Source organism: Leifsonia sp. TF02-11 (assembly GCF_017565305.1).
In the GTDB taxonomy this organism is placed as follows: Bacteria; Actinomycetota; Actinomycetes; order Actinomycetales; family Microbacteriaceae; genus Leifsonia.
The window spans coordinates 303739-329500 of record NZ_JAGEKP010000004.1 but is presented as its reverse complement, the minus strand read 5'-3'; the positions used below and the strand labels follow the sequence as shown (position 1 = coordinate 329500).

The 25762-nt window shown below is 68.3% G+C and carries 27 protein-coding genes; 20 read left to right on the top strand and 7 right to left on the bottom strand.

All coding sequences use genetic code 11. The annotated features are described in order from the left end of the window. Nucleotides 1-23: 23 nt before the first annotated feature. Nucleotides 24-1388, top strand: coding sequence for an NtaA/DmoA family FMN-dependent monooxygenase (locus tag JNB50_RS07365; RefSeq protein ID WP_208039454.1), 1365 nt, complete (start codon nucleotides 24-26; stop codon nucleotides 1386-1388). A gap of 119 nt (nucleotides 1389-1507) precedes the next feature. Here the strand turns inward: JNB50_RS07365 and JNB50_RS07360 are convergent, their stop codons facing one another. Further along, nucleotides 1508-2086 (bottom strand): PadR family transcriptional regulator, encoded by a 579-nt coding sequence (locus JNB50_RS07360; protein ID WP_208039453.1) that lies wholly within the window; start codon nucleotides 2084-2086, stop codon nucleotides 1508-1510. A gap of 143 nt (nucleotides 2087-2229) precedes the next feature. Here JNB50_RS07360 and JNB50_RS07355 point away from each other — a divergent pair, with 143 nt between their 5' ends. The 4 genes from JNB50_RS07355 (at nucleotide 2230) to JNB50_RS07340 (ending at nucleotide 5755) form a co-directional block, all read left to right on the top strand. Further along, nucleotides 2230-2754, top strand: a complete 525-nt coding sequence (locus JNB50_RS07355) for a flavin reductase family protein (protein WP_208039452.1) — start codon at nucleotides 2230-2232, stop codon at nucleotides 2752-2754. Then, on the top strand, nucleotides 2751-3149 hold the full coding sequence (locus tag JNB50_RS07350) for a riboflavin kinase (RefSeq protein ID WP_208039451.1): 399 nt from the start codon (nucleotides 2751-2753) through the stop codon (nucleotides 3147-3149). The genes JNB50_RS07355 and JNB50_RS07350 overlap by 4 nt, the downstream gene beginning before the upstream one ends. 63 nt (nucleotides 3150-3212) lie before the next feature. Continuing rightward, nucleotides 3213-5177, top strand: coding sequence for a threonine--tRNA ligase (gene thrS / locus JNB50_RS07345; RefSeq protein ID WP_208039450.1), 1965 nt, complete (start codon nucleotides 3213-3215; stop codon nucleotides 5175-5177). Then, nucleotides 5165-5755 carry an HIT domain-containing protein gene (locus JNB50_RS07340; RefSeq protein WP_208039449.1) on the top strand — a complete coding sequence of 197 codons (591 nt, stop codon included), beginning with the start codon at nucleotides 5165-5167 and terminating at the stop codon, nucleotides 5753-5755. Before thrS ends, JNB50_RS07340 begins: the two co-directional genes overlap by 13 nt. A 33-nt stretch (nucleotides 5756-5788) precedes the next feature. Here JNB50_RS07340 and pdxY read toward each other — a convergent pair whose 3' ends face one another. Both pdxY and JNB50_RS07330 read right to left on the bottom strand, forming a co-directional pair. Then, nucleotides 5789-6640: a pyridoxal kinase PdxY gene (pdxY, locus tag JNB50_RS07335; RefSeq protein ID WP_208039448.1), complete on the bottom strand. Its 852-nt coding sequence runs from the start codon at nucleotides 6638-6640 to the stop codon at nucleotides 5789-5791. Between the two features lie 40 nt (nucleotides 6641-6680). Then, nucleotides 6681-8000 carry an aminotransferase class I/II-fold pyridoxal phosphate-dependent enzyme gene (locus tag JNB50_RS07330; protein ID WP_208039447.1) on the bottom strand — a complete coding sequence of 440 codons (1320 nt, stop codon included), beginning with the start codon at nucleotides 7998-8000 and terminating at the stop codon, nucleotides 6681-6683. A gap of 94 nt (nucleotides 8001-8094) precedes the next feature. Between JNB50_RS07330 and pdxS the strand changes: the two genes are divergently transcribed. From pdxS to JNB50_RS07275, 11 genes are all read left to right on the top strand, one after another. Beyond that, a complete protein-coding gene (gene pdxS, locus JNB50_RS07325; RefSeq protein WP_208039446.1) occupies nucleotides 8095-8997 on the top strand; it encodes a pyridoxal 5'-phosphate synthase lyase subunit PdxS in 903 nt (300 codons plus the stop codon). After that, entirely contained in the window at nucleotides 8987-9628 is a 642-nt protein-coding gene (gene pdxT, locus JNB50_RS07320; RefSeq protein ID WP_208039445.1) for a pyridoxal 5'-phosphate synthase glutaminase subunit PdxT, read from the top strand. The genes pdxS and pdxT overlap by 11 nt, the downstream gene beginning before the upstream one ends. A 116-nt stretch (nucleotides 9629-9744) precedes the next feature. Further along, nucleotides 9745-10506, top strand: coding sequence for a YebC/PmpR family DNA-binding transcriptional regulator (locus JNB50_RS07315; RefSeq protein WP_208039444.1), 762 nt, complete (start codon nucleotides 9745-9747; stop codon nucleotides 10504-10506). Between the two features lie 69 nt (nucleotides 10507-10575). Next, nucleotides 10576-11169, top strand: a complete 594-nt coding sequence (gene ruvC / locus JNB50_RS07310; protein WP_208039680.1) for a crossover junction endodeoxyribonuclease RuvC — start codon at nucleotides 10576-10578, stop codon at nucleotides 11167-11169. Further along, nucleotides 11166-11804, top strand: a complete 639-nt coding sequence (gene ruvA / locus JNB50_RS07305) for a Holliday junction branch migration protein RuvA (protein WP_208039443.1) — start codon at nucleotides 11166-11168, stop codon at nucleotides 11802-11804. Before ruvC ends, ruvA begins: the two co-directional genes overlap by 4 nt. Beyond that, nucleotides 11801-12838, top strand: coding sequence for a Holliday junction branch migration DNA helicase RuvB (ruvB, locus tag JNB50_RS07300; protein ID WP_208039442.1), 1038 nt, complete (start codon nucleotides 11801-11803; stop codon nucleotides 12836-12838). Before ruvA ends, ruvB begins: the two co-directional genes overlap by 4 nt. A gap of 56 nt (nucleotides 12839-12894) precedes the next feature. After that, a complete protein-coding gene (yajC, locus tag JNB50_RS07295; RefSeq protein WP_208039441.1) occupies nucleotides 12895-13302 on the top strand; it encodes a preprotein translocase subunit YajC in 408 nt (135 codons plus the stop codon). Nucleotides 13303-13367: 65 nt separating this feature from the next. Next, nucleotides 13368-15107: a protein translocase subunit SecD gene (gene secD / locus JNB50_RS07290; RefSeq protein WP_208039440.1), complete on the top strand. Its 1740-nt coding sequence runs from the start codon at nucleotides 13368-13370 to the stop codon at nucleotides 15105-15107. Beyond that, nucleotides 15107-16123 (top strand): protein translocase subunit SecF, encoded by a 1017-nt coding sequence (gene secF / locus JNB50_RS07285; protein ID WP_208039439.1) that lies wholly within the window; start codon nucleotides 15107-15109, stop codon nucleotides 16121-16123. The genes secD and secF overlap by 1 nt, the downstream gene beginning before the upstream one ends. Before the next feature lie 9 nt (nucleotides 16124-16132). After that, nucleotides 16133-16474, top strand: coding sequence for a rhodanese-like domain-containing protein (locus tag JNB50_RS07280; protein WP_307794635.1), 342 nt, complete (start codon nucleotides 16133-16135; stop codon nucleotides 16472-16474). Nucleotides 16475-16495: 21 nt separating this feature from the next. Next, a complete protein-coding gene (locus JNB50_RS07275) occupies nucleotides 16496-18745 on the top strand; it encodes a bifunctional (p)ppGpp synthetase/guanosine-3',5'-bis(diphosphate) 3'-pyrophosphohydrolase (RefSeq protein WP_208039438.1) in 2250 nt (749 codons plus the stop codon). Nucleotides 18746-18762: 17 nt separating this feature from the next. Here JNB50_RS07275 and JNB50_RS07270 read toward each other — a convergent pair whose 3' ends face one another. The 4 genes from JNB50_RS07270 to JNB50_RS07255 all read right to left on the bottom strand — a co-directional run bounded on the left by JNB50_RS07270 (nucleotide 18763) and on the right by JNB50_RS07255 (nucleotide 22644). Then, nucleotides 18763-19326 (bottom strand): type IV toxin-antitoxin system AbiEi family antitoxin, encoded by a 564-nt coding sequence (locus JNB50_RS07270; protein WP_208039437.1) that lies wholly within the window; start codon nucleotides 19324-19326, stop codon nucleotides 18763-18765. Nucleotides 19327-19565: 239 nt separating this feature from the next. Then, nucleotides 19566-20744: a DUF349 domain-containing protein gene (locus JNB50_RS07265; RefSeq protein ID WP_208039678.1), complete on the bottom strand. Its 1179-nt coding sequence runs from the start codon at nucleotides 20742-20744 to the stop codon at nucleotides 19566-19568. Nucleotides 20745-20852: 108 nt separating this feature from the next. Then, nucleotides 20853-21791 carry a peptidylprolyl isomerase gene (locus tag JNB50_RS07260; protein ID WP_243768203.1) on the bottom strand — a complete coding sequence of 313 codons (939 nt, stop codon included), beginning with the start codon at nucleotides 21789-21791 and terminating at the stop codon, nucleotides 20853-20855. A 517-nt stretch (nucleotides 21792-22308) separates the two neighbouring features. After that, nucleotides 22309-22644, bottom strand: coding sequence for a hypothetical protein (locus JNB50_RS07255; RefSeq protein WP_208039436.1), 336 nt, complete (start codon nucleotides 22642-22644; stop codon nucleotides 22309-22311). Between the two features lie 165 nt (nucleotides 22645-22809). Here JNB50_RS07255 and JNB50_RS07250 point away from each other — a divergent pair, with 165 nt between their 5' ends. From JNB50_RS07250 to JNB50_RS07235, 4 genes are all read left to right on the top strand, one after another. Beyond that, entirely contained in the window at nucleotides 22810-24150 is a 1341-nt protein-coding gene (locus tag JNB50_RS07250; RefSeq protein ID WP_208039435.1) for a replication-associated recombination protein A, read from the top strand. Nucleotides 24151-24347: 197 nt separating this feature from the next. After that, nucleotides 24348-24971, top strand: a complete 624-nt coding sequence (gene rpsD, locus JNB50_RS07245) for a 30S ribosomal protein S4 (protein WP_208039434.1) — start codon at nucleotides 24348-24350, stop codon at nucleotides 24969-24971. A 145-nt stretch (nucleotides 24972-25116) separates the two neighbouring features. Then, nucleotides 25117-25494 (top strand): DUF948 domain-containing protein, encoded by a 378-nt coding sequence (locus JNB50_RS07240; protein ID WP_208039433.1) that lies wholly within the window; start codon nucleotides 25117-25119, stop codon nucleotides 25492-25494. Between the two features lie 49 nt (nucleotides 25495-25543). Further along, nucleotides 25544-25735, top strand: coding sequence for a hypothetical protein (locus tag JNB50_RS07235; protein WP_055915845.1), 192 nt, complete (start codon nucleotides 25544-25546; stop codon nucleotides 25733-25735). Nucleotides 25736-25762 lie beyond the last annotated feature (27 nt).

The window sequence follows — 25762 nt, the reverse complement described above, 5'->3', positions numbered from 1 at the left end:
CCAGAATCAGGAAGCAGAGAAACATGAGACAACTGCGCTTCGGGCTCTTCGAGAACGCCCAGGCCAACGACTCCGGAACCGCCACCTGGCGCTATCCCGAGAACAAGCGGCACCTCTTCGACACCCTGGCCTATTGGCAGGAGATCGCGAAGATCTGCGAGGACGCGAACTTCGACTTCCTGTTCCTCGCCGACGCCTGGGGCTGGGCAGACGTCAACGGCACCCGCCCGGACATCTGCTCGGTCGAGGGCCTCGACCTTCCTCGCCTCGACCCGGCGATCGTCGCCGCGGCGCTCATCCCGACCACCGAGCAGCTCGGTCTGGTGATCACCGGCTCCACCCTCCTGGAGCAGCCGTACGCGTTCGCGCGCCGGATGGCGACCCTCGATCACCTCTCCGGCGGCCGCATCGGCTGGAACGTCGTGACGACGGGAACGGCGGAAACGGCCGTCGAGGCGTTCGGCGTGCCGATGGTCGCCCACGACGAGCGCTACCGGATGGCGGACGACTTCATGGAGCTCGTCTACAAGCTCTGGGAGGGAGCCTGGGAGCCGGACGCGCTCGAACGGGACAAGCTGGGTCGCTTCGCCGACCCGGCGAAGGTGCACCGTATCGAGCACGACGGCCCGTACTTCCGCTCGCGCGGCTTCGGCAACACGTCGTACACCCCGCAGGGGACGCCTGTGCTGTTCCAGGCCGGGACGTCGCCGGCCGGTCGCGCGTTCGGCGGCAAGCACGGCGAAGCAATCTTCCTCGGCGGCGGCACTGTCGAGAAGCTCGCGGAGCACGTCAAGGCGATCCGCGCCGAGGCCGTCGCCGCCGGCCGGCGAGCGGACGCGGTCAAGCTGATGTCGGCGTTCGCGTGCGTCGTCGCTCCGACCCGCGAGGAGGCGCAGCGCAAGTACGATGCGATCCTCGGCGCGCAGAGTCCCGACGTGGCCGTCGCCTCCTACGCGTGGTTCACCGGGCTCGACCTGTCGTCGTACGACCCGCAGACACCGATGACGGACCTGCGCACCGAGCTGTCCCAGACGCAGATCGCCCGCTTCGCCGGGCAGACCGTCGGCGACGTGCTCAAGGACTGGCACGCCCACGGCGTCGGGGTCACCCCGTTCGTCGGAAGCGCAGAGGAGGTCGCCGACCACCTGTGCGCGCTCGCCGATGGCGCCGATCTCGACGGCTTCCTGCTCACGCCGCAGGTGCAGCCGGGCTCGACCAGGGACTTCGTGGAGCTGGTGCTACCCATCCTGCGCGAGCGCGGCGTCGCCCCCACCGGCTACGCGGCGACGACGCTTCGCGAGCGGCTCATCGGACAGGACGAGCCGACGCTGCCCGCCGACCACCCGGGCGCCGGCCACCGTGCCGCTGTGTCCGCAGGGGTGGCGTAGGCGGTATGACCGGGGCGGCTGCCGGAGGTGGGGGAGACCCGGCCTCTGGCAGCCGCTCTGTGCTTTCTCCGCCGGCACCGACGCGGCCGGAAGGTCGGGTGACGCCTTCGGCGGTACGGTCAGCCGGCGGCTTTCTCGTCGGCGAAGACGTACTCGCCGGCGAGGAGGCGCTCGCGCAGATCCCGCGCCCACTGCTGCTCGGCCCGCAGTCGGATCGTGGAGAGCTCGAAGATCTCACGGACGTAGTCCGGTGTGGTCGACGACCGTGCCGTGTCCTCGATGTTGTACGCGTTGGTGAGCACGATCGCGTCGATCTTCGTGATGCGGTGCTCCAGGGCCTCGATGACCTCCCGCCGGCTGAGCACGTGCATGAACGAGACGATCGACATCACCGGCTTGGTGTCGAAGACCTCGACCTCCCAGAGCGCGGAGCGGAAGAGCCGCAGGAACTCCACCTCGCCCTCCGGCGTGATCGTGTAGGTCGTGCGTGCCGGGCGCCTGCCCTCCACCTCTGTGGTGTTCTCGGCGACGTAGCCATCTTTCTCGAGCGAGCGCAGCGCGTTGTAGATCGAGCCGGGCTGGATGTTCGCCCACTCGTCGACATGCCAGGTCATCAGCTCGCGGCGGAGGAAGTAGCCGTGGACGGGCTGGAACTGGTGGACCGCTCCGAGCACCACGAGCCGGGTCGTAGTCGACATGTTCCCGAGTCTAGCCATGCGCGTGGAAAACGCGATTGTTTGCTTATTCAAATCTAGGTAGTATTCTTCAATATAGACAAACTTGACTAAATCGGGCCTCGCGATGGAGCCGGCCGATCGGTCAGAAGAAGGGCAGCACACTCATGGCCAACACCACCTCACCGACCGAGGAACGCGGGAGCGTCGATCCGGCGACCGCGGTCACGCTGCGCCGGGCGTTCTCGTCCTATCCCACCGGCGTCGTCGCCGTCGCCGCCCTGAGCGAGGGGCAGCCCGCCGGCATGGCCGTGAACTCGTTCACCTCCATCTCGCTCGAGCCCGCCCTCGTGGCCGTGAGCGTCGCCCGCACATCGTCCACCTGGCCCGTTCTCGCCGACCGCCCGCGGCTCGGCCTGAGCGTGCTCGGCGCCGACCACGGAACGCTGTGCCGTCAGCTCTCCGCGCGCACGGGCGATCGCTTCGCCGGCGCCGAGTGGCACCCGACCGCAGACGGCGCTGTCCTGATCGATGGAGCTGCGCTCTGGCTGGAGTGCGGCGTCCGGGAGACGTTCGACGGGGGAGACCACGAGATCGTGGTGCTCGAGGTGCACGGAGCCGAGGCCTTCCCCGAGGTGGCGCCCCTCGTGTTCCACCAGAGCGCCTTCCACCGGATCGCCGCAGCATCATGACCGCGTTCGGCGGCGTCGTCGTCCCCGGCGACCGGCGTGGCCGTCAGCTCGGCTTCCCCACGGCGAACCTCGCCGAGGTCTACGGCGACGAGCCGCAGGACGGGATCTATGCGTCCATCGTCCGCATCGGAGACGCGGCGGTCCTGCACGGTGCGACCGTCAGCGTCGGCGAGAACCCGACGTTCGGGCACACCGCGGGCAGGCGGATCGAGGTCCACATCCACGACTTCGCCCGCGCACTCTACGGAGCCGAGGTCCGGGTCTGGGCGGTCCGGCGGCTGCGGGCGACGATGCGCTTCTCGGGACCGGCCGAGCTCATCCGGTACAGCGCGGAGGACATCCGGCGCTCGCGCGTCGTGCTGCTTCCGCTCCTGCGGACGACCCTGCCGTCCTGACGCCGCGCCCGCGCCGACTAGAGTTGACGCATCCCATTGGAAAACGACTCTAGGAGTGGACAGGTGGCCGACGGCTTCGAGCTCTTCACCGACCGTTCCGTTGTCGCGATGCGCGTCAACGGTGAGCTGAAGGATCTCGCGACGACCGTCACGACCACCGACACCGTCGAGCCGGTCACGATCGACTCGCCGGACGGGCTCAACATCCTGCGCCACTCCACCGCGCACGTGCTCGCCCAGGCCGTCCAGGCGGTGAACCCGGAGGCGAAGCTCGGCATCGGGCCGCCCATCACCGACGGCTTCTACTACGACTTCGACGTCGTCGAGCCCTTCACCCCGGAGGACCTCAAGGCGCTCGACAAGGAGATGTCGCGCATCGTGCGCGCCGGCCAGCGCTTCGTGCGCCGGGTGGTCACCGACGACGAGGCGCGCGCAGAGCTCGCGTCCGAGCCGTACAAGCTCGAGCTGATCGGGCTCAAGGGTGGAGCCGCCGAGGGCGGCGACGAGTCCGTGGAGGTCGGCTCCGGCGAGCTGACCATCTACGACAACGTCGACCCGAAGAGCGGCGAGACGGTCTGGAAGGACCTCTGCCGCGGCCCGCACCTCCCGAACACGCGCATGATCGGCAACGGCTGGGCGCTCACCCGCGTCGCCGCCGCCTACTGGCGCGGCTCGGAGAAGAACCCGCAGCTGCAGCGCATCTACGGCACCGCGTGGCCGAGCAAGGACGAGCTGCGCGCGTACCAGACCCGCATGGAGGAGGCCGCCAAGCGCGACCACCGCAAGCTGGGAGCAGAACTCGACCTGTTCAGCTTCCCGGACGAGATCGGCTCGGGCCTGGCGGTGTTCCACCCCAAGGGCGGGATCATCCGCAAGGAGATCGAGGACTACATGCGCGATCGGCTGATCGCGAACGACTACGAGATGGTGAACACCCCGCACATCACCAAGGGGCACCTCTACGAGATCAGTCAGCACCTCAACTGGTACAAGGACGGCATGTTCCCGCCCATGCACCTCGATGAGGAGCGCGACGCCGACGGCAACATCACCCGGCAGGGGCAGGACTACTACCTCAAGCCGATGAACTGCCCGATGCACAACCTCATCTACCGGGCGCGCGGGCGCAGCTACCGCGAGCTCCCGCTGCGGCTGGCGGAGTTCGGCACGGTGTACCGCTACGAGAAGTCGGGCACCCTCTCCGGCCTCACGCGTGTGCGCGGCCTGACGCAGGACGACGCGCACATCTACGTGACCGACGACCAGATCAAGGACGAGGTCGCGCGGCAGCTCGAGTTCGTGCTGGAGACGCTGCGCGGCTACGGTCTGACCGACTTCTACCTCGAGCTCTCCACGAAGGACCCGGAGAAGTACGTCGGCAGCGACGAGAGCTGGGAGACGGCGACCGAGACTCTGCGCGAGGTCGCGATCGAGTCCGGCCTCGAGCTCGTGGACGACCCGGGCGGGGCGGCGTTCTACGGCCCGAAGATCTCGGTGCAGGCGCGCGACGCGATCGGCCGCACCTGGCAGCTGTCGACGGTCCAGCTCGACTTCAACCAGCCGGAGCTGTTCGAGCTGGAGTACAACGCGGCCGACGGCACCCGCAAGCAGCCCGCGATGATCCACCGCGCACTGCTGGGCTCGATCGAGCGGTTCTTCGCGATCCTGCTGGAGCACTACGCGGGAGCCTTCCCGGTCTGGCTGTCGCCGGTCCAGGTGGTCGGCATCCCGGTCGCCGACGCGTACGGACCGTTCCTCGACGACGTCATCTCGCGCCTCAGGGCCCGCGGGGTGCGCGCAGAGGTCGACCACTCCGACGACCGCATGCAGAAGAAGATCCGCACCCACACCAAGGCCAAGGTGCCGTTCCAGCTGATCGTCGGCGAGGAGGACGCGAGCGCCGGCACCGTCAGCTTCCGCTTCCGCGACGGCACGCAGCGCAACGGCGTCACGGTCGACGACGCGATCGAGCGGATCGTCGCGAGCATCGGGAGCCACGAGCTGGTCGACACGGCATGGACCGACTGAGCGGTTCGACCACGGGCGACGCGGACGGGATCGACGGTCCCGTCCGCGTCGACGACCCGTCGTATCTGGTCGGCGTGCCCGACGAGTTCCAGCGCCTGTGGACCCCGCACCGGATGGTCTACATCCAGCAGGCAGATCCCGGACACGAGGGTTGCCCGTTCTGCGTGGCGCCGACCCTGAGCGACGAGGACGCCCTGATCGTGGCCAGGGGCGAGCACGCGTACGCCCTGCTCAACCTGTTCCCGTACAACAGCGGGCACCTGCTGGTGTGCCCGTACCGGCACATCGCCCTCTATGACGAGGCGACGCCGGAGGAGGTCGCCGAGATCGGCAGCCTCACGCAGACGGCGATGCGTGTCATCCGCGAGGTGTCGCACAACGACGGCTTCAACATCGGGATGAATCAGGGCGCCGTGGCCGGAGCCGGGATTGCCGCGCACCTCCACCAGCACATCGTGCCGCGCTGGGCGCAGGACGCGAACTTCTTCCCGATCATCGCGCGCACCAAGGCGCTCCCGCAGTTGCTCGGCGAAGTCCGCGCGGCGCTGGCGGACGCCTGGCCGAAGCCCGGCGAGTAGCGACGCGCAGCATTCGGCGCAAAACAGCTGGGCTCAGCGCACCTGGGTCACGGCGAACTGCTCGCGCGGGTTCGCGTAGGAGTCCTGCGACTCGACGAGTTGGAGCTCGCGGTCGCCCGACTGCAGGGTGCGGTCGAGGAGGTCGTAGACGCTCGACACGGTCTTGCTCAGGGCGCTCGCGGCGCTGCCCGAGGCGACGTAGTGCGCCGTGAAGAGTGCGGCGGTGACGTCACCCGAGCCGTTCGCCTTCATCGGCAGGCGCGGCGTCTGCACGATCCACGCTCCGGCGTCGTCGACCGCGAGCATCTCGATGGTGTCGTCCGGCTGGTCGGGACGCTCGACGCTCGTGACGAGGACGGTGCGCGGACCCATCGCGCGCGCCGCGTCGACGGAGGCGAGCGTGGACTCCAGGTCGGCAGGCTCCGTTCCGGTGAGGTAGCCGAGCTCGAACTGGTTCGGCGTGATGATGTCGGCGACCGGCACGACGCGGTCGCGCAGGAGGTCGGGGATCGCCGGGGCGACGAAGCAGCCGGACTTGGCGTTGCCCATGACGGGGTCGCACGCATACACCGCGTCCGGGTTCGCCGCCTTGACCCGGGCGACGGCGTCGACGATCACATCGCCGATGCCCTCGCTGCCCTGGTACCCGGAGAGCACCGCGTCGATCTGCCCGAGCACGCCGCGCTCCTCGATGCCGGTGATCACCGCACGCACGTCGTCCGGCGCGATGAGCGGCCCGCGCCAGGCGCCGTAGCCCGTGTGGTTGGAGAAGTTCACCGTATAGACGGGGAGCACCTCGACGCCGATGCGCTGCAGGGGGAAGACGGCGGCTGAATTGCCGACGTGACCGTAGGCGACAGCGGACTGGATCGAGAGGATCTTCATCCCACGATCCTCTCATCCCGCGGGGGCGGCTCCCGTCCGTTCAGGGGCGTCGGCCTGCGACGTCCGCGAGATCGTCGAGCAGCCTGTCCGTCTCCTCCGGCGTGAGATCGTGCACGGTCAGCCGCAGCTGGTGCGACGGCGCCCTGCGCTCGCCGAGCCCGAACTCGTCGCCGGTGCGGGCGAGCCAGCCGCGTCGCATCATCCGTTCGGCCACGATGCGCGCCTCGACCGGGAGATCGACCCACAGGTTGAGGCCGTCGCCGGGCTCCGTCGGAAGGCCGCGCTCCGTGAGCCGCGCCGCGAAGTCCGCGTTGCGCTCCGCGTAGTGGCGACCGGCCGCCGCGACCTCGGCGAGCACCGACGCGTCGCTCAGCTGGGCCAGCACCAGGCGCTGGAGGATGTGACTGACCCAGGTGGTGCCCGGACTGAGCCGGAAGGCGAGACGCTCCGCGGTCTCCGGGTCGGTCGCGGCGACGGCGAGGCACATGTCGGGGCCGAGGAACTTCGACACGGAACGCACGAGCGCGTACCGCTGGTGACCCGGGCCGATCAGGGTCTCGTACGGCCGCTGGGACAGCATGGAGAAGTGGTCGTCCTCGATCACGAGCACATAGGGGTGGTCGACGAGCAGCGCTCGCAGCTCGGCCGCACGGGCGGGGGAGAGCGTCGCACCCGTCGGGTTCTGCGCGCGCGGGGTGCAGATGATCGCCCGCACGCCGGCCTCGAGCGCGGCGCGGAGTCCGTCGACCGTCATCCCCTCGGCGTCGACCGGAACGGCGACCGCGCGGTAGCCGCCGTGCCGGACCGTGTGGATGCTGGCGAGGAAGCACGGGTCTTCGAGTGCCACGGCGTCGTCGCGGAGGAGCGCCTGGGCGAGCAGCCGCTCGACGGCGTCGACGGCGCCGTTGGTCACCGTGATGCGCAGGTCGTGGTCGGGGAGGTCCTCCCGTACCCAGGACAGCGCACGCGCCTGCAGGGCCGGGTCGATCACCGGTTCGCCGTAGAGCACCGGGCGGCCGACCGCGCGGGCCAGCGCCGCTGACAGGTCGGGGATGCGGCCGGGGTCGGGGTTGCCCGTGCCGATGTCGCGCAGCACGCTGTCGGCCGCGAAGCCCTCCTGGGCCACGGCCTCCACCCCGGCGATCACCGTGCCGGCGCGACCGCGCGCGACGACCACCCCGGCCTGCGCGAGCAGGCGGTACGCGGCGACCGCGGTGTTGCGGTTGACCTGCAGCTGCGCGGCGAGCTCGCGGACCGGCGGCAGGGCGTCGCCCCGGCGCAGCGCCCCGCGCTCGTGCAGCGCGCGCACGCTCGCGGCGATCTCCGCCGCCGTCGTTCCCGTGATGACCTGTTCGTCCATTGCACTCCCCGGCTCCCGAGTCTACCGAGCCGCGACGGGGATGCTATCGTTCGGCATAGGCCAAAACAATTTTTGTACTGCAGAGAGGGCGACGATGACAGACACAGAACACGGCAGCGCCACCGGGTCGAGCCGGGTCAAGCGCGGGCTGGCCGAGATGCTGAAGGGCGGCGTCATCATGGACGTCGTCACGCCGGAGCAGGCCCGCATCGCCGAGGATGCGGGAGCCGTCGCGGTCATGGCGCTGGAGCGCGTCCCCGCCGACATCCGCGCGCAGGGCGGCGTCGCCCGCATGAGCGACCCCGACCTGATCGAGGCGATCATCGCCGAGGTGTCCATCCCGGTCATGGCGAAGGCGCGCATCGGCCACTTCGTCGAGGCGCAGGTGCTGGAAGCCCTCGACGTCGACTACATCGACGAGTCCGAGGTGCTGTCGCCGGCCGACTATGTCAACCACATCGACAAGTGGAAGTTCACCGTGCCGTTCGTGTGCGGCGCCACCAACCTCGGCGAGGCGCTGCGCCGCATCAACGAGGGCGCCGCCATGATCCGCTCCAAGGGCGAGGCCGGCACCGGCGACGTGTCGGAGGCGACCAAGCACATCCGCAAGATCACGTCGGAGATCAACGCCCTGAAGTCGATGACGCGCGACGAGCTCTACGTCGCGGCGAAGGACCTCCAGGCCCCCTACGAGCTGGTCGCCGAGATCGCCGAGACCGGCAAGCTCCCCGTCGTGTTGTTCACGGCCGGCGGTGTGGCCACCCCTGCGGACGCGGCGATGATGATGCAGCTGGGCGCGGACGGCGTGTTCGTCGGCTCCGGCATCTTCAAGTCGGGCAACCCGGAGCAGCGCGCGGCCGCGATCGTCAAGGCGACCACGTTCTACGACGACCCGAAGGTCATCGCTGAGGTCTCCCGCGGCCTCGGTGAGGCGATGGTCGGCATCAACGTCTCCGACCTCGCGGCCCCGCACCGGCTCGCCGAGCGTGGCTGGTAGTCGCGGCGGCGAGCAGGCGACCGCGCCGACCGGACCCCGCGTCGGCGTCCTGGCCCTGCAGGGCGACTTCCGCGAGCACCTCGCGGTCCTGCGCGGCCTCGGCGCCGACGCCGTGCCGGTGCGGCGCCCGGAGGAGTTGGACGAGGTCGCCGGCCTCGTCATCCCCGGAGGGGAGTCGAGCGTCATGGACAAGCTGTCCCGGGCGTTCGGGCTCGCGGGTCCGCTGAAGGCCGCGATCGCCGGAGGTCTTCCCGTCTACGGCACCTGCGCCGGACTGATCATGCTCGCCGACACCATCGTCGACGGGATCGCCGGCCAGCAGAGCCTGGGCGGCCTCGACGTGGCCGTGCGAAGGAACGCGTTCGGCTCGCAGGTCGACTCCTTCGAGACCGACCTCGACATCCCGCAGCTGGGGGTGGAGCCGGTGCACGCGGTGTTCATCCGCGCGCCGATCGTCGAGAGTGTGGGGGAGCGAGCCACCGTGCTGGCCCGCGTGCCGGACGGCCGCGTCGTCGCGGTCGAGCAGGGCGACCTCCTCGGCACGTCGTTCCATCCGGAGATCACCGGCGACACGCGCTTCCACGCCTACTTCCTGGCGAAGGTGCGGGCGCGAGCGGGCGCCAGGGTCTGAAGACGGCCGTCGGCGGCCGGCTCCCGGCCGCCGACGCACCGCCTGCGGCGCCTTCGGGCCGGCGTCCGCCGAGGCATTATTATGGACAGGTTCAAACGCAACTCGAGGGAGCACCAGTGTCCGGGCATTCCAAGTGGGCAACGACCAAGCACAAGAAGGCGGTCATCGACGCCCGCCGCGCCAAGTCGTTCGCGAAGCTCATCAAGAACATCGAGGTGGCGGCCAAGACCGGCGGCGCCGACCTGTCCGGCAACCCGACCCTGGTCGACGCGGTGCAGAAGGCCAAGAAGACCTCCGTCCCCAACGACAACATCGACCGCGCCATCAAGCGCGGCGCCGGCCTCACCGGTGAGTCCATCGACTACACGACGATCATGTACGAGGGCTACGGCCCCGGCGGTGTCGCCCTGCTCATCGAGTGCCTCACCGAGAACAAGAACCGGGCCGCCGCCGAGGTGCGCACCGCGATGACCCGCAACGGCGGCACCATGGCCGACCCGGGCAGCGTCGCGTACAACTTCCACCGCAAGGGCGTCATCGTGGTCCCGCACGCCGACGGTGTCGACGAGGACGCCGTGCTGTCGGCGGTCCTCGACGCCGGAGCCGAAGAGGTCACCGACCGCGGCGAGAGCTTCGAGGTGCTGACCGAGGCGACCGACCTCGTCGCCGCTCGCACGGCGCTGCAGGAGGCCGGGATCGACTACGACTCGGCCGACGCCGAGTTCGTCGCGACGGTCAACGTGGAGGCCGACGCGGAGGTGGCACGCAAGGTGTTCCGCCTGATCGACGCGCTCGAAGACTCCGACGACGTGCAGAACGTCTACACGAACCTCGACCTCACCCCCGAGGTGCAGGCGCAGCTCGAGGACGACGAGTAGTCCGATCACGAGGGACAGTCCCTCGATGACGGACGGTCCGGTCACGACAGAGGGGGCGCCGCGATGACGATCCGGGTGCTCGGCATCGACCCGGGTCTGACGCGCTGCGGCGTCGGTGTGGTCGACGTGCGCCCCGATCGCCGCGCGACGCTGGTCGAGGTCACGGTGATCCGCACCCCGGCGAACATGCCGCTCGAGATGCGGCTGCTCGCGGTCGGAACCGGCATCGACGCGCTGCTCGACGAGCATCGTCCGGAGGTCGTCGCCATCGAGCGCGTCTTCGCCCAGCACAACCTCCGGACCGTGATGGGCGTGGCCCAGGTCAGCGGGGTCGCACTGCACGCGGCCGCGCGCCGCGGCCTCCCTGTCGCCCTGCACACGCCGAGCGAGGTGAAAGCCGCCATCACCGGCTACGGCTCGGCCGACAAGCGCCAGGTGCAGGCGATGGTGGCGCGCATCCTCGGGCTCGCGGAGGCGCCCAAGCCCGCCGACGCGGCCGACGCCCTCGCCATCGCGATCTGCCACGCGTGGCGCGGTGCGCCCGCGACGGATGCGTCGAGTGCCGACGGTGCGGGCGCCTCGCAGACTCCCGCACAGGCGGCATGGCGCGCCGCCGAGCGCTCCGCCCGCGCGTCGGCGGTGCCCCGTAGGCTTGCCAGGTGATCTCCTCCCTCCGCGGCACCGTTCTCTCTGCGATCGGCGGTACCGCTGTGATCGAGGTGGGCGGCGTCGGCTTCGCCGTGCAGCTCACCCCCGACCACGTCCTCTCGCTGCGCGTCGGCGACGAGGCCTTCGTCCACACCACTCTGATCGTGCGCGAAGACGCCCTGCAGCTCTTCGGCTTCGCCGACCTCGAGCAGCTGCAGGTCTTCGAGCTGCTCAACGGCGTGTCCGGCGTCGGCCCGAAGTCCGCGATCGGCGTGCTCTCCGTGCTGAGCCCCGACCAGGTGGCCGACGCGGTCGCGGCCGACGACGACGCGCCGTTCCGCAAGGTGTCCGGCATCGGGCCCAAGACCGCCAAGCTGATCGTGGTGTCCCTGACCGGGAAGCTCGCCGCCGCCCGTCGTGCCCCCACGCGCGCCGTGAAGGCCGGGGGAGCACCCTCGACGGTCCCCGACAGCGTGCTCGTCGCGCTGGTCGGTCTCGGCTGGCCCGAGAAGGTCGCGGCGGAGGCCGTGGCCGACGTCGTCGCCGAGACGGATGAGAGCGCGCGTGATTCCGTGCAGACGCTGCTGCGGCTCACCCTGGCCCGCCTCGGCCCGGCAGCTGCAGGTCAGGCGAAGGGCGGCTCCCGATGAGCGACGACCTCACCGCCCCCGAGCTGGAGTCGGAGTCCGAGCTCGCCTTCGAGGGCGCGCTGCGTCCGCGTACGCTGTCGGAGTTCGTCGGCCAGGCGAAGGTCCGCGGTCAGCTGCAGCTGCTGCTGACGGCCGCCAAGATGCAGGAGCGAACGGCCGACCACATCCTCCTCGCCGGCCCTCCCGGGCTCGGCAAGACGACGCTCGCGATGATCGTCGCGCACGAGAGCGAGCGTCCGCTGCGGCTCTCCAGCGGTCCGGCGATCCAGCACGCGGGCGACCTCGCGGCCCTGCTGTCGTCCCTCACGCCGGGGGAGGTGCTCTTCATCGACGAGATCCACCGCATGGCGCGCTCGGCGGAGGAGATGCTCTACCTCGCCATGGAGGACTTCCGCATCGACATCATGGTCGGCAAGGGCGCCGGGGCCACCTCGATCCCGCTCGACCTCGCGCCGTTCACGCTCGTCGGCGCGACCACGCGCTCCGGCCTGCTGCCCAACCCGCTGCGCGACCGCTTCGGCTTCACGGCGCACCTCGAGTTCTACGACGAGGGCGAGCTCACCCAGGTGCTCTCGCGTGCCGCCGCCATGCTGGAGTTCGAGATCGATCGCGAAGCCCTCGCCGAGATCGCCGGCCGCTGCCGCGGAACGCCGCGCATCGCCAACCGGCTGCTGCGCCGCGTACGCGACTACGCCCTCGTCCACGGCCGCCGCGCCGACCTGGAGGCCGTCCGCGCGGCACTGGAGCTCTACGACGTCGATGCGCTCGGCCTCGACCGCCTCGACCGTGCCGTGCTGCACGCCATCCTGGAGCGTTTCGACGGCGGCCCCGTCGGCCTGAACACGCTCGCGGTCTCGGTCGGAGAAGAGGCGGAGACCATCGAATCGGTCGTCGAGCCGTTCCTCGTGCGCATCGGGCTGCTGTCGCGCACCCCGCGCGGGCGCGTCGCGACGCCGGCGGCGTGGCGTCACTTCGGAATGCCCAGCCCGCAGCAGGCCCACTCACAGCAACCGTCCCTGATGGATGACCTATAATTCAAGCTGGCCATTCGCCTACCCCCTTGACTTCACCGGAAGGTGCGACGTACTCCATGACCTTTGATCCGTTGACTATTGTGATGGTCGTCATCCTGGCGGCCCTCGTGTTCTTCATGTTCCGCAACAGCCGCAAGCGGCGCAAGGAGCAGGACGAGACGCGTTCGAAGATGGTGCCTGGCGCCGAGGTCATGACCAACTTCGGTCTCTACGGCACTCTGCTGTCCGTCGACGAGGACGACAACACCGCGCTCATCGAGACCAGCCCGGGCCACGTCGTGAAGGTGCACCGCCAGGTGCTCGCCCGCGTCGTCGAGCCCAAGACTCCCGAGGTCGACGACACCGAGGTCGCCGGTCCTGAGCTCAACCAGGATCACGCGATCTCGGTCGAGCCGTCGGAGCCGGAGTTCGGCGAGCGGATCGACGACGCGCCGAAGAAGCCCGGCGCCAAGAGCGACGACTGATAGCATCCCTGTGCTCCGCGCGCCGAGAGGGTGCGCGGATCACTCGTAGAAAGCTGAGTTCCTAGGTGGCAAAGTCGACCCCGGTCAAAAAAGCCTGGCGTTCGCTGACGTGGCTCGGCGTCATCGTGGTGGTCCTTCTCGGGACCCTTACGGCCGGCGTCCTCTTCAGCAATGCGACGTGGCTGCCCAAGCTCGCGCTCGACCTCGAGGGCGGAACCCAGATCATCCTCGCCCCCCAGGTCGAGAACGGTCAGACGGTGCAGCAGCAGCAGCTCGACCAGGCGGTCTCGATCATCCGTCAGCGCATCGACGCGTCGGGTGTGTCCGAGGCACAGATCTCCACCGAGGGATCGCGGAACATCGTCGTCTCGCTGCCGGGCAAGCCCGACCAGCAGACGCTCGACCGCGTGAAGGCCAGTGCGCGGCTCGACTTCCGCCCGGTACTGGCGACCAGCGGCCCGACCAACGAGGTCGTGGGCGCCGACGGCAAGTCGACACCGGCACCCAGCCCGGCGCCCGGCCTCCAGTCGACTCCGTCGACCAAGCCGACGAACGGCAGCGACCTCGCCTGGGTGACCCCGGAGCTGCAGGCGCAGTTCGCCGCGTACGACTGCGCGGCCAACAAGAACAAGGACCTCAGCGCGGCGCCGACCGACAAGCCGCTCATCACCTGTGATGACAGCAACTCGGTCAAGTACCTGCTCGGCCCCGTGGAGGTCAAGGGCCAGAACATCTCCGACGCGAGCGCCGGGATCATGCAGAGCTCGCAGGGTGTCTCGAACGGCCAGTGGGCGGTCAACATCGTGTTCGACGGCACGGGCACCAAGCAGTTCGCCGCCGTGACGACCCGGCTCATCGCCCTCCAAGGCGCGCAGAACCAGTTCGCCATCGTGCTCGACGGGCGGGTGATCTCCGCGCCGACCACCAACGCGGCCATCACCGACGGCAAGCCGCAGATCTCCGGCAACTTCACCGAGCAGAGCGCCAAGGCGCTCGCCGACCAGCTCAAGTTCGGCGCACTGCCCTTCAGCTTCAAGGTGCAGAGCCAGGACGACATCTCGGCGACCCTGGGAACCTCGCAGCTCATCAGCGGTCTCATCGCCGGACTGATCGGTCTGATCCTGGTCGGCATCTACACGTTCTTCCAGTACCGCCTGCTCGGCTTCGTCACGATCTTCTCGCTCGTGGTTGCCGGCGCGCTCACCTGGCTGACGATCTCGCTGCTGTCGTGGCACTACGACTACCGGCTCTCGCTCGCGGGCGTCGCCGGCCTCATCGTCGCGATCGGCTTCACAGCCGACTCCTTCATCGTCTACTTCGAGCGAATACGAGACGAACTGCGCGACGGGCGAAGTCTCGAATCGGCCGTGGAGGCCGGCTGGGGCCGCGCCCGGCGCACGATCTACGCGTCCAAGGCGACCAACCTCCTCGCGGCCATCGTGCTGTACGTGCTCGCAGCGGCGAACGTCCGTGGCTTCGCGTTCACGCTCGGCCTCACGACCATCATCGACGTGATCGTGGTGCTGCTGTTCACCCACCCGACGCTGCAGCTGCTCGCGAAGACCCGCTTCTTCAGCAGCGGCCACCCGCTGTCGGGCCTCGACCCCGACGCGCTCGGTGCGGTGTACCGCGGAGCCGCCCGCTTCCGCACCCCGGCGCAGGCCTCGGTTCCCGCCGGCAAGGCCGCCCGCAGCAGCGGGGAGGCCGCTCGCCGCCAGACGATCGCCGAGCGCAAGGCGGCGGAGCTCGCCTCCGCCTCGACCTCCTCGTCGTCGGATCGCTCGTCCGAGGGGAAGGACAACTGATGGCCAGCCGCCTCACCAAGTTCGGAAACGACCTCTACACCGGTGCGCGCTCGTTCGACTTCGTCGGCAAGCGCAAGATCTGGTACGCGATCGCGATCGTCCTGGTCGCCGTCTCGATCCTGATCCCGATCGTCAAGGGCGGGTTCAACTTCTCCATCGAGTTCCGCGGCGGATCGCAGTTCCTGATCAGCGACGTGCAGAGCACCGACACCTCGAAGGCACAGGGCGCGGTGCAGAGCGTCGTCCCCAACGCCGTCTCGCACGTCAGCGTGGTCGGCACCAACGCCATCCAGGTGCAGACCGAACAGCTGTCGGAAGGCCAGACGAAGGAGGTCGCCGACGCGTTGGCGAAGACCTACGGCGTCTCCTCGTCCGAAGTCTCTTCGACCTTCATCGGCCCGTCCTGGGGTGCTGACGTCACGCAGCAGACCATTCAAGGTCTGATCGTCTTCCTGCTCCTCGCGTTCATCGCGATGGCGCTGTACTTCCGAACGTGGAAGATGTCGGCGTCGGCGATCGTCTCGCTGTTCCACGACCTCATCATCACCGCGGGCATCTACGCGCTCGTCGGGTTCGAGGTGTCGCCGGCGACGATGATCGGCTTCCTGACCATCCTCGGCTACTCGCTCTATGACACCGTCGTGGTGTTCGACAAGATCCGCGAGAACACGAAGGAAGAGCTGGAGCTCACCAGGCGGACGTTCCCGGAGGCCGTGAACCTCGCGGTCAACCAGACGCTGGTGCGCTCGATCAACACCGCGGTCGTCGCCGTGCTGCCGGTCGCGTCGATCCTCTTCATCGGCGCCTACGCGTTCGGTGCGGCGACGCTGCGCGACATCTCGCTGGCGCTCCTCATCGGCATCATCGTGGGAACCTACTCGACGATCTTCCTGGCCGCCCCAATGTACTCGCAGTTCCGCGAGGGCGAAGCGGCGATCAAGAAGCACGACCAGAAGGTGCGTTCGGTTCGTCCCAAGGCCAGCGTCGCCGCCGTCGAGCCCGTCGCGGCGGAATAGCGGGGGCGTGTGAGCGGTTTCTTCTTGTCGGACGACGAGGTGAGCGCCGCTCGTGCGCGCGAGCTCATCGAATCCGGGGCAGCGTGGCTGCTCGACGTCCGGGAGGTGGACGAGTGGGAGGCCGGTCATGCGCCGGGCGCCCACCACATCCCGCTCTCGGAGATCGGCAACCGCCAGCACGAATTGCCTGAGGACGCCCAGATCCTGGTGATCTGCCACAGCGGGGCGCGTTCCCGCATGGTGACCGACGCGCTGCTGCAGGCGAACTACCCTGCGGCGAACGTCGCCGGCGGGATGCTCGCCTGGCAGGCTTCCGGGGGCGCGCTGTCCGGGCCGGACCACCGGCCATAATGGACGAGAGGAGGCGCGCACATGGTTGACACATCGACACCGCAGTCTGCGTCGCTGCGCCGCCTCGTTCCGCGGATCTTCTCGCGCGCTCAGCCCGCGGGGGCGGTCGACACCCTCATCCGCACGGTGCGCATGCACCATCCCAAGGCCGACCTGTCTCTCATCGAGCGCGCGTACGCCGTTGCCGAGCGGGCGCACGACGGCCAGAAGCGGCGCTCGGGGGAGCCCTACATCACGCACCCGGTCGCGGTCGCGCAGATCATCGCGGACCTGGGCATCGGCGCCAAGACGATCGCCGCTGCGCTTCTGCACGACACGGTGGAAGACACCAGCTATACCCTCGATGAGCTTCGCGACCAGTTCGGCGACGAGATCGCGATGCTCGTCGACGGCGTCACCAAGCTCGACAAGGTCAAGTACGGCGACAGCGCCCAGGCCGAGACCGTCCGCAAGATGATCGTCGCGATGTCGAAGGACATCCGAGTGCTCATCATCAAGCTGGCAGACAGGCTGCACAACGCGCGCACCTGGGGGTTCGTGCCGGCCGCCAACGCCACTCGGAAGGCGACCGAGACGCTCGAGATCTATGCCCCGCTGGCGCACCGGCTGGGCATCCAGACGATCAAGTGGGAGCTCGAGGACCTCTCGTTCGCGGTGCTCTACCCGAAGCTGTACGCCGAGATCGAGAGCCTCGTCAAGCAGCGCACCCCGGAGCGGGAGCGCCTGGTGCAGCAGGTGATCGACGCGATCAACGACGACCTCAAGACCGCGAAGATCCGCGGCAAGGTGGTCGGTCGGCCCAAGCAGTACTACTCGATCTATCAGAAGATGGTCGTGCGCGGGCGAGAGTTCGACGACATCTACGACCTGGTCGGCATCCGTGTGCTCGTGAACACGGTGCGCGACTGCTACGCGGTGCTCGGCTCGATCCACGCCAGGTGGACGCCGATGCCCGGGCGCTTCAAGGACTACATCGCGACCCCGAAGTTCAACCTCTACCAGTCGCTGCACACCACCGTGATCGGACCTCAGGGCCGCCCTGTGGAGATCCAGATCCGCACGGAGGAGATGCATCAGCGCGCCGAGTTCGGTGTCGCCGCGCACTGGAAGTACAAGGAGCAGACCACCGGCAAGAGCTCCGGGGGCCCTGGCAAGGTCGACACGGATCTGGCCTGGCTCGCCCACATCTCCGACTGGCAGGCCGAGACGGCGGACCCGTCGGAGTTCCTCGACTCGCTGCGCTTCGAGATCGGCGCCAAAGAGGTCTACGTCTTCACGCCGAAGGGACGCGTCATCGGCCTCCCGGCCGGCGCGACCCCTGTCGACTTCGCCTACGCCGTGCACACCGAGGTGGGCCACCGCACGATGGGTGCCAAGGTCAACGGCAGGCTCGTTCCGCTCGAGAGCGCGCTCTCGACCGGTGACGTCGTCGAGATCTTCACCTCGAAGAACCCGGACTCCGGGCCCAGCCAGGACTGGCTGAACTTCGTCAAGAGCCCGCGGGCACGCAACAAGATCCGCCAGTGGTTCACCAAGGAACGCCGCGACGAGGCGATCGAGCAGGGCAAGGACGCGATAGCGCGCGCGATGCGCAAGCAGAACCTGCCGCTGCAGAAGCTGATGACGCAGGACGCGCTCGTCGAGGTCGCGTCGTCGCTCAAGCACCCCGATGTCTCGTCGCTCTACGCGTCCGTGGGCGAAGGTCACATCTCGACGCAGTCCGTGATCGAGAAGATCGTCGCGTCGCTGCAGAGCGAGGTCGAGTCGGACGGCGAGCTGGAGATCCCGGTCAAGGGTCGCGCCAAGCAGCTCCGGAACAGCGACTCGGGCGTCCTGGTGCGCGGTGCTCCCGACATCCTGGTGAAGCTCGCGAAGTGCTGCACGCCGGTGCCCGGTGACCCGATCGTCGGATTCGTGACCCGCGGCCAGGGTGTCTCGGTTCACCAGGCCAACTGCCACAACGTGCAGTCGCTGCTGCAGGAGCCCGACCGCATGATCGACGTGGAGTGGGCGCCCAGCTCCAAGAGCGTCTTCCTGGTGCAGATCCAGGTCGAGGCGCTCGACCGCTCCGGTTTGCTCTCCGACGTCACCCGCGTTCTCTCCGAGCACCATGTCAACATCCTCTCTGCGACGGTCACCACCTCGAGCGACCGGCTGGCCCTGAGCCGGTTCGTGTTCGAGATGGGGGACACCACGCACCTCGACCGGGTGCTCAACGCCGTACGCCGCATCGACGGCGTCTACGACGTGTATCGGGTCAGCGGCGGCTGAGCCGCGCCTCCGGGCGCTCAGGTGACCGGCCCGGGCAGCCGGGTCCGCTCGACGAGCGCCAGCCGGTGCAGTCCGCGCGCGCTGCCGCGCCGGCGTAAACGCCTGAGCCGCTCACCGAGGTCTGCGGGCGAGGCTCGGGCGAGGGCGAGCAGGTGCCGCACTTCGAGGGCATCGGGCGGTTCGAACCTCGACAGAGTGAGCACGAGATCCGATGCCGTGCGCAGCGGCGCCGTCAGAGTGACCCCGCTGAGCACTTCGGTGTCGTCGCGATCGAGGACGTGCTGGTGCGCGTCGAATCCCACGGGCACCCTGCTCCTGCTCCGCCGGTCGATGCAGACCTGCGGCTGCACCGGAGGCCTCGAGCGGGCGCCGTGGATCCACGCCGCGGTGCCGCGGTCGGCCACCAGGCGCCCGGGCCGCAGGGCGCTGAACGCAAGCGCCCGCAGGGCCGGGGTGTCGGGGGTGTCGGTCGACGCGAAGGAGTCGCCGACGCGATAGAGCTGGCCGTCGAGTACCAGAGCGAACAGCTCGGCCAGCGGGAGGACGGTGCGGTCGAGGAGCGGTGGGCACGTTGTGGTCATGCCCCCAGCCTGCTGCGGGGACGTCCGCTACCGACCGTCGATCGATGAATCAGTGGAGACGTTGTCGGCGGGCCAGACTGTGGAGGACGATCGACCCGGCGGCGTCGACCGGGAGTTGTCGAGTTGGGGACGCCGTGCGGGGGCCGTCGATTCCGAGCCGTCGACCCTGCCTGGTGGACGTGGAGCAGTCACCCCAACTGGGCGGTCAACCCCGCGGAGCCGTCAACCCAGGGGTACCGTCACCCCAGGGCGTCGAGCCAGATCTTGCGGGCGTCCAGGGCCTCCTGTGCCGCCTTGACCTTGGCGGAGTCGCCGCTGGCCTTCGCGTCTTCGAGCTCCTGCTCGAGCTTCGCAATTGCCGCGTTGAGCTGGCTCGCAAGGCCTTCTGAGCGCGCCTTCTTCTCGGGATTGTTGCGCTCCCAGTGCTCCTCGTCGAGGCGGCGGACGGCCGCCTCGACCTTGCGGAGCCGGTCTTCGATCGGACGGACCTGGTCGCGCGGTACGCGGCCGATGGCGTCCCACCGCTCCTGGATCGAGAGCAGCTTCGTGCGCGCGGTCTCGCGGTCCTTCTCGTTCAGGAGGGGTTCCGCCTCGTCGAGCAGAGCGAGCTTGAGCTCCAGGTTGGCCTGGTACTCCTCGTTATCGCGCGCGTCGACCTCGGCCTTGGCCGAGTAGATCGCGTCGCCGGCGGCCTTGAAGCGCGCCCACAGCGCGTCGTCGTTCTTCTTTCCTGCGCGGCCGGCGAGCTTCCACTGGTCGAGCAGGCGGCGGTACTCCGGCACGCCGTCGGCGCCGAGGGGCACCAGGCGCTCCGCCTGCTCGATGAGGGCGTTCTTGCGGGAGCGGACGTCGCGGTGCTGGTTGTCGAGCTCGGCGAAGAAGGCCTTGCGGTTGTGCTCGATGGTCGAGCGGGCGGCGCGGAACCGCTTCCAGAGCTCATTGGCCTCGTTCTTGGGCAGGCGCGGGCCGTCGTGCTGGTGCGTCTGCCAGCTGGTGAACAGGGCGTCGAGCTCGGCGGTGGTCTGCTTCCACTGCGTGCGCGCGGGGTCTTGCGCCGCGAGGGCCTCGGCCTGCTCGACGATCGCCGTGCGGTCGGCGATGGCCTGCTCGAGGGCGGCCTTGGCCTCAGCGCTCTGCTGCTCGGTGAGTTCCTCGACGGTGCCGCCGAGCGCGTCCAGGCGGGTGATCAGCGACGGGAGGTCGCCCACGGCGTTCGCGCCCTCGACCGCGGTACGAAGGTTCGCCACCGACTTGGCGACGTCGGCGGCGGGCGCACCGCGACGGGCGCGCTGCTCCAGGAGGCCGACCTGGCCGGCGAGATCGTTGTACTTGCGCTCGAAGTACGCGATCGCCTCCTCCGGAGTGCCGTCCGGGTACTCGCCGACGGCTCGTTCGCCGTCGCCCTCACGGACGTACACGGTGCCGGTCTCGTCGACGCGACCCCAGGGGTGCTGTTCAGAAGTAGCCAAGAGCCTCACCTTGCTTGCGGTGCCACGTTGGGAATCAGCCTATTGCACGCCGCAGGATCACTGCAGCGTGAAGCTGTCGATCTTCGTCGTCACGGCGGGCTTGCCGTTCGTGCCGCCGCCTTGGACGCCCTTGTCCGCTACCTGGCTCTTTAGCTCTGCCAACCCACTTGTGACGGTTCCTAGAACTGTGTATCCACCCGCCGAATCTGTCGGTATGGTCGTGTCTTCATAGACGATGAAGAACTGGCTGCCCTGGCTGTTCGCATTGTCGCTCTGGCGCGCCATCGCGATCGTTCCGGCTTTGTAGACGTTGTCTTCCGGGGCGTTCTCGATCGGACCGTAAGAGTAACCCGGGCCGCCCGTCCCATCCCCCTTGGGGTCGCCGCACTGGAGGATATAGAATCCGCCGTTGGTGAGTCGGTGGCAACTTAGTCCGCTGTAAAAGTCCCGCTGAGCTAGGTAGACCGTGGATGACACTGCTTGTGGCGCCTTTGCCCCATCGAGGGACACCTCGAGTGGAATTCCGTTGATTGTGAGTTTTCCCGTCCACGTACGATCCGCTGCAAGAGACTTCGGCGGAAGCGCTAAAGCGGATGATGACGGTGATGGTGACGAGCCTGGAGCCACGGGCTTACTGAAGTAGAGTAATTGCGTTGCTGCAGCTAGTCCGACGATCACAACGACTGCAAAACCAGAAATCCAGTTGTCCCGGCGTCGGCGTCGGTGCTTCTGTTCGTGAACCGCCTGGCGCGCCTGGTACGCACGAAGTCGTTCACGGGCTTGACGTGCTTCGCGAGCGTTCTGATTGCTTGGTGACACGCAACCCTCCGGGCCATTGAAAATGATTGGCTTGCTGTTCGGAGCCACGGGGCAGCTTGTTTCCGACCATGAGTACGATATCCGCCGTTTGACGTGAAGCCCAAACCAGATCCCGGCGGTGGGCCAAGAGTGCCCGGCCGGGATAGCAGTGCTCGCACAATGCCGAATCTGGAACATTGAAATCAAAAGTACTACATCGGTAATTGCGGCACTGCGCTGATTGCCGATAACTTGAAACCGCGCCAACGGGTTGGCGTATCCAACCAGAAGGATTCAATGATGAAATATATTAAGTATTACGGCCCGGCGCCTTCGGGGGCTTCGCAGGCTTGGGTTTGCGGCCGCGGCGATCATGGGACTGGCGTCTACAAGTTTGCTTTTCGCGTCGCCCGCGCAAGCGGAGGCATGCAATCCGGTTCAGAGGCAGTTTGCGATCTATGAAGCGTCTGTTCCATTTCCGCTGGGCACAATTACGCTCAATACCAACATCTGCATGAATGGCAGCGTCATGTCTTCGTCAACTGCAAACATGACTTGGAGTGCCTCGCCGGCTGGAATGGCGGCGGGTTGGCGTTTCGACAACAACACGACGCAGCGGCTGACCACAGGCCCAGACAATGCGGGCTGGGTGTCTAGTGCGACAATGAGGCTGTGCGTGCCGACTCAAATCTCGCAGCTCTGCTCGAATGGCGAGTCATTCAAGATCAATAACTTCGCCTATCGTGCCGGATTCATCGGACCGCAACGCGGACCGGAGTTCTACTGCACTAACTCTTACTGCCAGCTCTCGCTTTAGGGTGATCTGATGACTAGGTATAGACGATTGACAGTCAAACAGTGGGCTCCGCTGACGGTCCTGGGTGCGGGCTTCGGTGGATCTGGATTTGGCGAACTGATAGGTCAGCCGAATTCTTGGCTCTGGTTCGGCGCCGGTGCGCTTGCTGCCGTACTCTGTGTTCTCGTTGCCACCGGCGTCAGGGCTCTGCGCCCAGTTGAAGTTGACAGGATCGTAGAGGACTGAATCGTTCATAGAGGGGCCTTGGTCGTTAGGTGAGCTAACGTCCAAGGCCCCTCGCTGTTTTTGTGTCACCGTCGAGCGGGATGGGATGCTGCACGAACCTGATCCGTCGCGGCTATGAGCACCCAAACCCGAGCCGCCGACAGTGATGTCGGTGGCTGCGACTAATCTTGTCGGGTGGTCGACGTGCAACCTGGGCTCCGGACGGGAGCGACGCCTCTCGCCGTGCGCATGCGGCCGAAATCCCTCGACGAGGTCGCCGGTCAGCGTCATCTGCTGCGCCCCGGCTCGCCCCTCGTCGCCCTCGCCAGCGACAAGGACGGACAGAGCGGCTCCGTCTCCGTCATCCTGTGGGGTCCTCCCGGCACCGGCAAGACGACGCTGGCCCAGGCCATCGCGCATTCGTCGGGGCGTCGATTCGTCGAACTGTCAGCCGTCACGGCCGGCGTGAAAGACGTCAGGCTCGTCATGGACGAGGCGCTCTCGACCCGTGACCTCTACGGCGTCTCGACGGTGCTGTTCCTCGACGAGATCCACCGGTTCACCAAAGCGCAGCAGGACGCGCTGCTCCCCGGCGTCGAGAACGGCTGGGTCATCCTCGTGGCGGCGACCACCGAGAATCCCTCCTTCTCGGTCATCTCGCCGCTGCTCTCGCGGTCACTGCTGCTGACACTCGAAACGCTGAGCGACGACGACCTCGGCGTCGTGATCGACAGGGCCGTCTCCGACGACCGCGGCCTCGCCGGCCAGTACGCTCTCGACGACGAGGCCCGTGCCGCGCTCATCCGGCTCGCGTCCGGCGATGCGCGCCGGGCGCTCACGGCGCTGGAGGCCGCGTCCGTTTCCGCCGCGTCGGCGACGCCGGCGACCGCGAAGAAGAAGCCGGTCATCACCGCCGAGCTCGTCGCACAGGCGGTCGACCGCGCCCTGCTGCGCTACGACCGCAACGGCGACGAGCACTACGACGTGATCAGCGCCTTCATCAAGTCGGTGCGCGGATCCGACGTCGACGCCGCGCTGCACTACCTCGCCCGCATGATCGAGGCGGGGGAGGACCCCCGGTTCATCGCCCGCAGAATCATCGTCTCGGCCTCCGAAGACATCGGCATGGCCGACCCCCAAGCCCTGGTCGTCGCGATCGCGGCAGCGGACGCCGTGCAGTACATCGGGATGCCGGAGGGACGGATCCCGCTCGCCCAGGCCGTCGTGCACCTCGCCACCGCACCCAAGTCGAACGCCGCCTACATGGCGCTCGACGCCGCTATCGCCGACGTGCGCGCCGGCAAGATCGGGCGGGTGCCCAAGCACCTGCGCGACGCCCACTATCCGGGAGCCAAACGGCTCGGCCACGGCAAGGGCTACAAGTACCCGCACGACGACGCGCTCGGCGTGCTGGAGCAGCAGTACCTCCCGGACGAACTGCGCGACACGACGTACTACGCGCCGACCGAGCACGGCAACGAGCGCGACGTCGCCGCCCGGCTGGCGAAGCTGCGTCGCATCGTGCGCGGACGCTGATCGCGGTCTGCTAGAATCGATGCGCCTAGAAGCGTGTTGAAGGTGCGGCTGCCCGAGACACGCGATCGAAAGGACTGGCCCTGTAGCCGGGCGTCCCTGGCGTGAATCCCTCTCTCTTGCAGGTGAAAAACCCTGCGCACAGCGCCCCTGCGCGCTGTGCGACCAACATTTCGTAGAGAGAAAACCGAAAGGAAACCGTGTCTTCACGTTCCCGCAGCAAGACCCGCGAGTCGCGCGCCCTGGGCATCGCCCTGACCCCGAAGGCGGCCCGCTACATGGAGAAGCGCCCGTACGCTCCCGGTGAGCACGGCCGCACCAAGCGCAAGGCCGACTCCGACTACGCCGTGCGTCTGCGCGAGAAGCAGCGTCTTCGCGCCCAGTACGGCATCCGCGAAAAGCAGATCCGCATCGCGTTCGAAGAGGCGCGTCGCACCCAGGGCCTGACCGGTGAGAACCTGGTCGAGCTCCTCGAGATGCGTCTCGACGCGCTGGTGCTCCGCGCCGGCTTCGCCCGCACCATCTCGCAGGCCCGCCAGTTCGTGGTGCACCGCCACATCCTGGTCGACGGCAAGATCGTGGACCGCCCGTCGTTCCGCGTGAAGCCGGGTCAGCTCATCCACGTCAAGGCCCGCTCCGAGGGCAGCGAGCCCTTCCAGGTCGCAGCCGCCGGCGGTCACGTCGACGTCCTGCCGAAGGTCCCCGGCTACCTCGAGGTCGAGCTCGACAAGCTCCAGGCCCGCCTCGTGCGCCGCCCGAAGCGCGCCGAGGTCCCCGTCACGTGCGAGGTCCAGCTGGTCGTCGAGTACTACGCGGCCCGCTGAGGCAGCGAGACTCCCGCGAACGGGGTCGTGGCTTCGGCCACGGCCCCGTTCCGCATTTCACGGACGTTCCCGGCAACAGGGTTCCCGTCTGCCGCGTTCCCGTTACGCTGGGACGCATGCCCGTCTCGGAATGGAGGGAGCCGACATGTCCGGAGGCGATATCGCTGGTCTGATCGCGGCGGGAGTGTTCGCCGTGCTCGTCGGGTTCATCGCGGTCCCGTTGCTCAAACTGGGGCGCGTGCTCGACTCGACGCGCGACGCCATCAAGGAGGCCAGCGACGGCATCACGCCCATCCTGGACGAGACGGCGACCACGCTGCAGGAGACCAACAAGCAACTCGCGAGGGTCGACGTCATCACGAAGAACGTGGCCGACGTCACCGGCAACGTCTCGGCGCTGGTCGCCCTGTTCGCGGCCACCGTCGGCGGCCCCCTGATCAAGCTGGCGGGGTTCAGCGCCGCTGTGCGCGCGGCCTTCCGGGTGCCCGGCGCGACCGGCCGTTCCCGGCGCAAGGCGGACTAGACTTGCGCGAGTGCGCTCACGCACACATCCACGGAGGGAAGATCCTGCAATGAAGAGTTTCCTGTGGCTCCTGATCGGCGTCGCCGTCGGCTTCGTCGTCGCCCACAAGGTCAACGAGACCCCCAAGGGTCGCGAGTTCTTCGGCACGCTCGACAAGAAGGCCCGTGACTTCGGGGAGGCCGTCTCCGACGGCTACCGTCAGCGCGAGGCCGAGATCCGTTCCGCGATCGACGGCGACTGAACCATCGTCGTTCCTGGCCTCTTCGCA

Bases quoted from the DNA above. Each gene is read 5' to 3' on its own strand.
- JNB50_RS07330 (WP_208039447.1), bottom strand. From the start codon at position 8,000: ATGGACGAACAGGTCATCACGGGAACGACGGCGGCGGAGATCGCCGCG.
- secF (WP_208039439.1), top strand. From the start codon at position 15,107: ATGGCCAGCCGCCTCACCAAGTTCGGAAACGACCTCTACACCGGTGCG.
- JNB50_RS07340 (WP_208039449.1), top strand. From the start codon at position 5,165: ATGGACCGACTGAGCGGTTCGACCACGGGCGACGCGGACGGGATCGAC.
- JNB50_RS07235 (WP_055915845.1), top strand. From the start codon at position 25,544: ATGAAGAGTTTCCTGTGGCTCCTGATCGGCGTCGCCGTCGGCTTCGTC.
- JNB50_RS07255 (WP_208039436.1), bottom strand. From the start codon at position 22,644: ATGAACGATTCAGTCCTCTACGATCCTGTCAACTTCAACTGGGCGCAG.
- JNB50_RS07270 (WP_208039437.1), bottom strand. From the start codon at position 19,326: ATGACCACAACGTGCCCACCGCTCCTCGACCGCACCGTCCTCCCGCTG.
- yajC (WP_208039441.1), top strand. From the start codon at position 12,895: ATGACCTTTGATCCGTTGACTATTGTGATGGTCGTCATCCTGGCGGCC.
- pdxS (WP_208039446.1), top strand. From the start codon at position 8,095: ATGACAGACACAGAACACGGCAGCGCCACCGGGTCGAGCCGGGTCAAG.
- ruvB (WP_208039442.1), top strand. From the start codon at position 11,801: ATGAGCGACGACCTCACCGCCCCCGAGCTGGAGTCGGAGTCCGAGCTC.
- JNB50_RS07260 (WP_243768203.1), bottom strand. From the start codon at position 21,791: ATGTTCCAGATTCGGCATTGTGCGAGCACTGCTATCCCGGCCGGGCAC.
- pdxY (WP_208039448.1), bottom strand. From the start codon at position 6,640: ATGAAGATCCTCTCGATCCAGTCCGCTGTCGCCTACGGTCACGTCGGC.
- JNB50_RS07355 (WP_208039452.1), top strand. From the start codon at position 2,230: ATGGCCAACACCACCTCACCGACCGAGGAACGCGGGAGCGTCGATCCG.
- JNB50_RS07365 (WP_208039454.1), top strand. From the start codon at position 24: ATGAGACAACTGCGCTTCGGGCTCTTCGAGAACGCCCAGGCCAACGAC.
- JNB50_RS07360 (WP_208039453.1), bottom strand. From the start codon at position 2,086: ATGTCGACTACGACCCGGCTCGTGGTGCTCGGAGCGGTCCACCAGTTC.
- JNB50_RS07240 (WP_208039433.1), top strand. From the start codon at position 25,117: ATGTCCGGAGGCGATATCGCTGGTCTGATCGCGGCGGGAGTGTTCGCC.
- JNB50_RS07350 (WP_208039451.1), top strand. From the start codon at position 2,751: ATGACCGCGTTCGGCGGCGTCGTCGTCCCCGGCGACCGGCGTGGCCGT.
- JNB50_RS07275 (WP_208039438.1), top strand. From the start codon at position 16,496: ATGGTTGACACATCGACACCGCAGTCTGCGTCGCTGCGCCGCCTCGTT.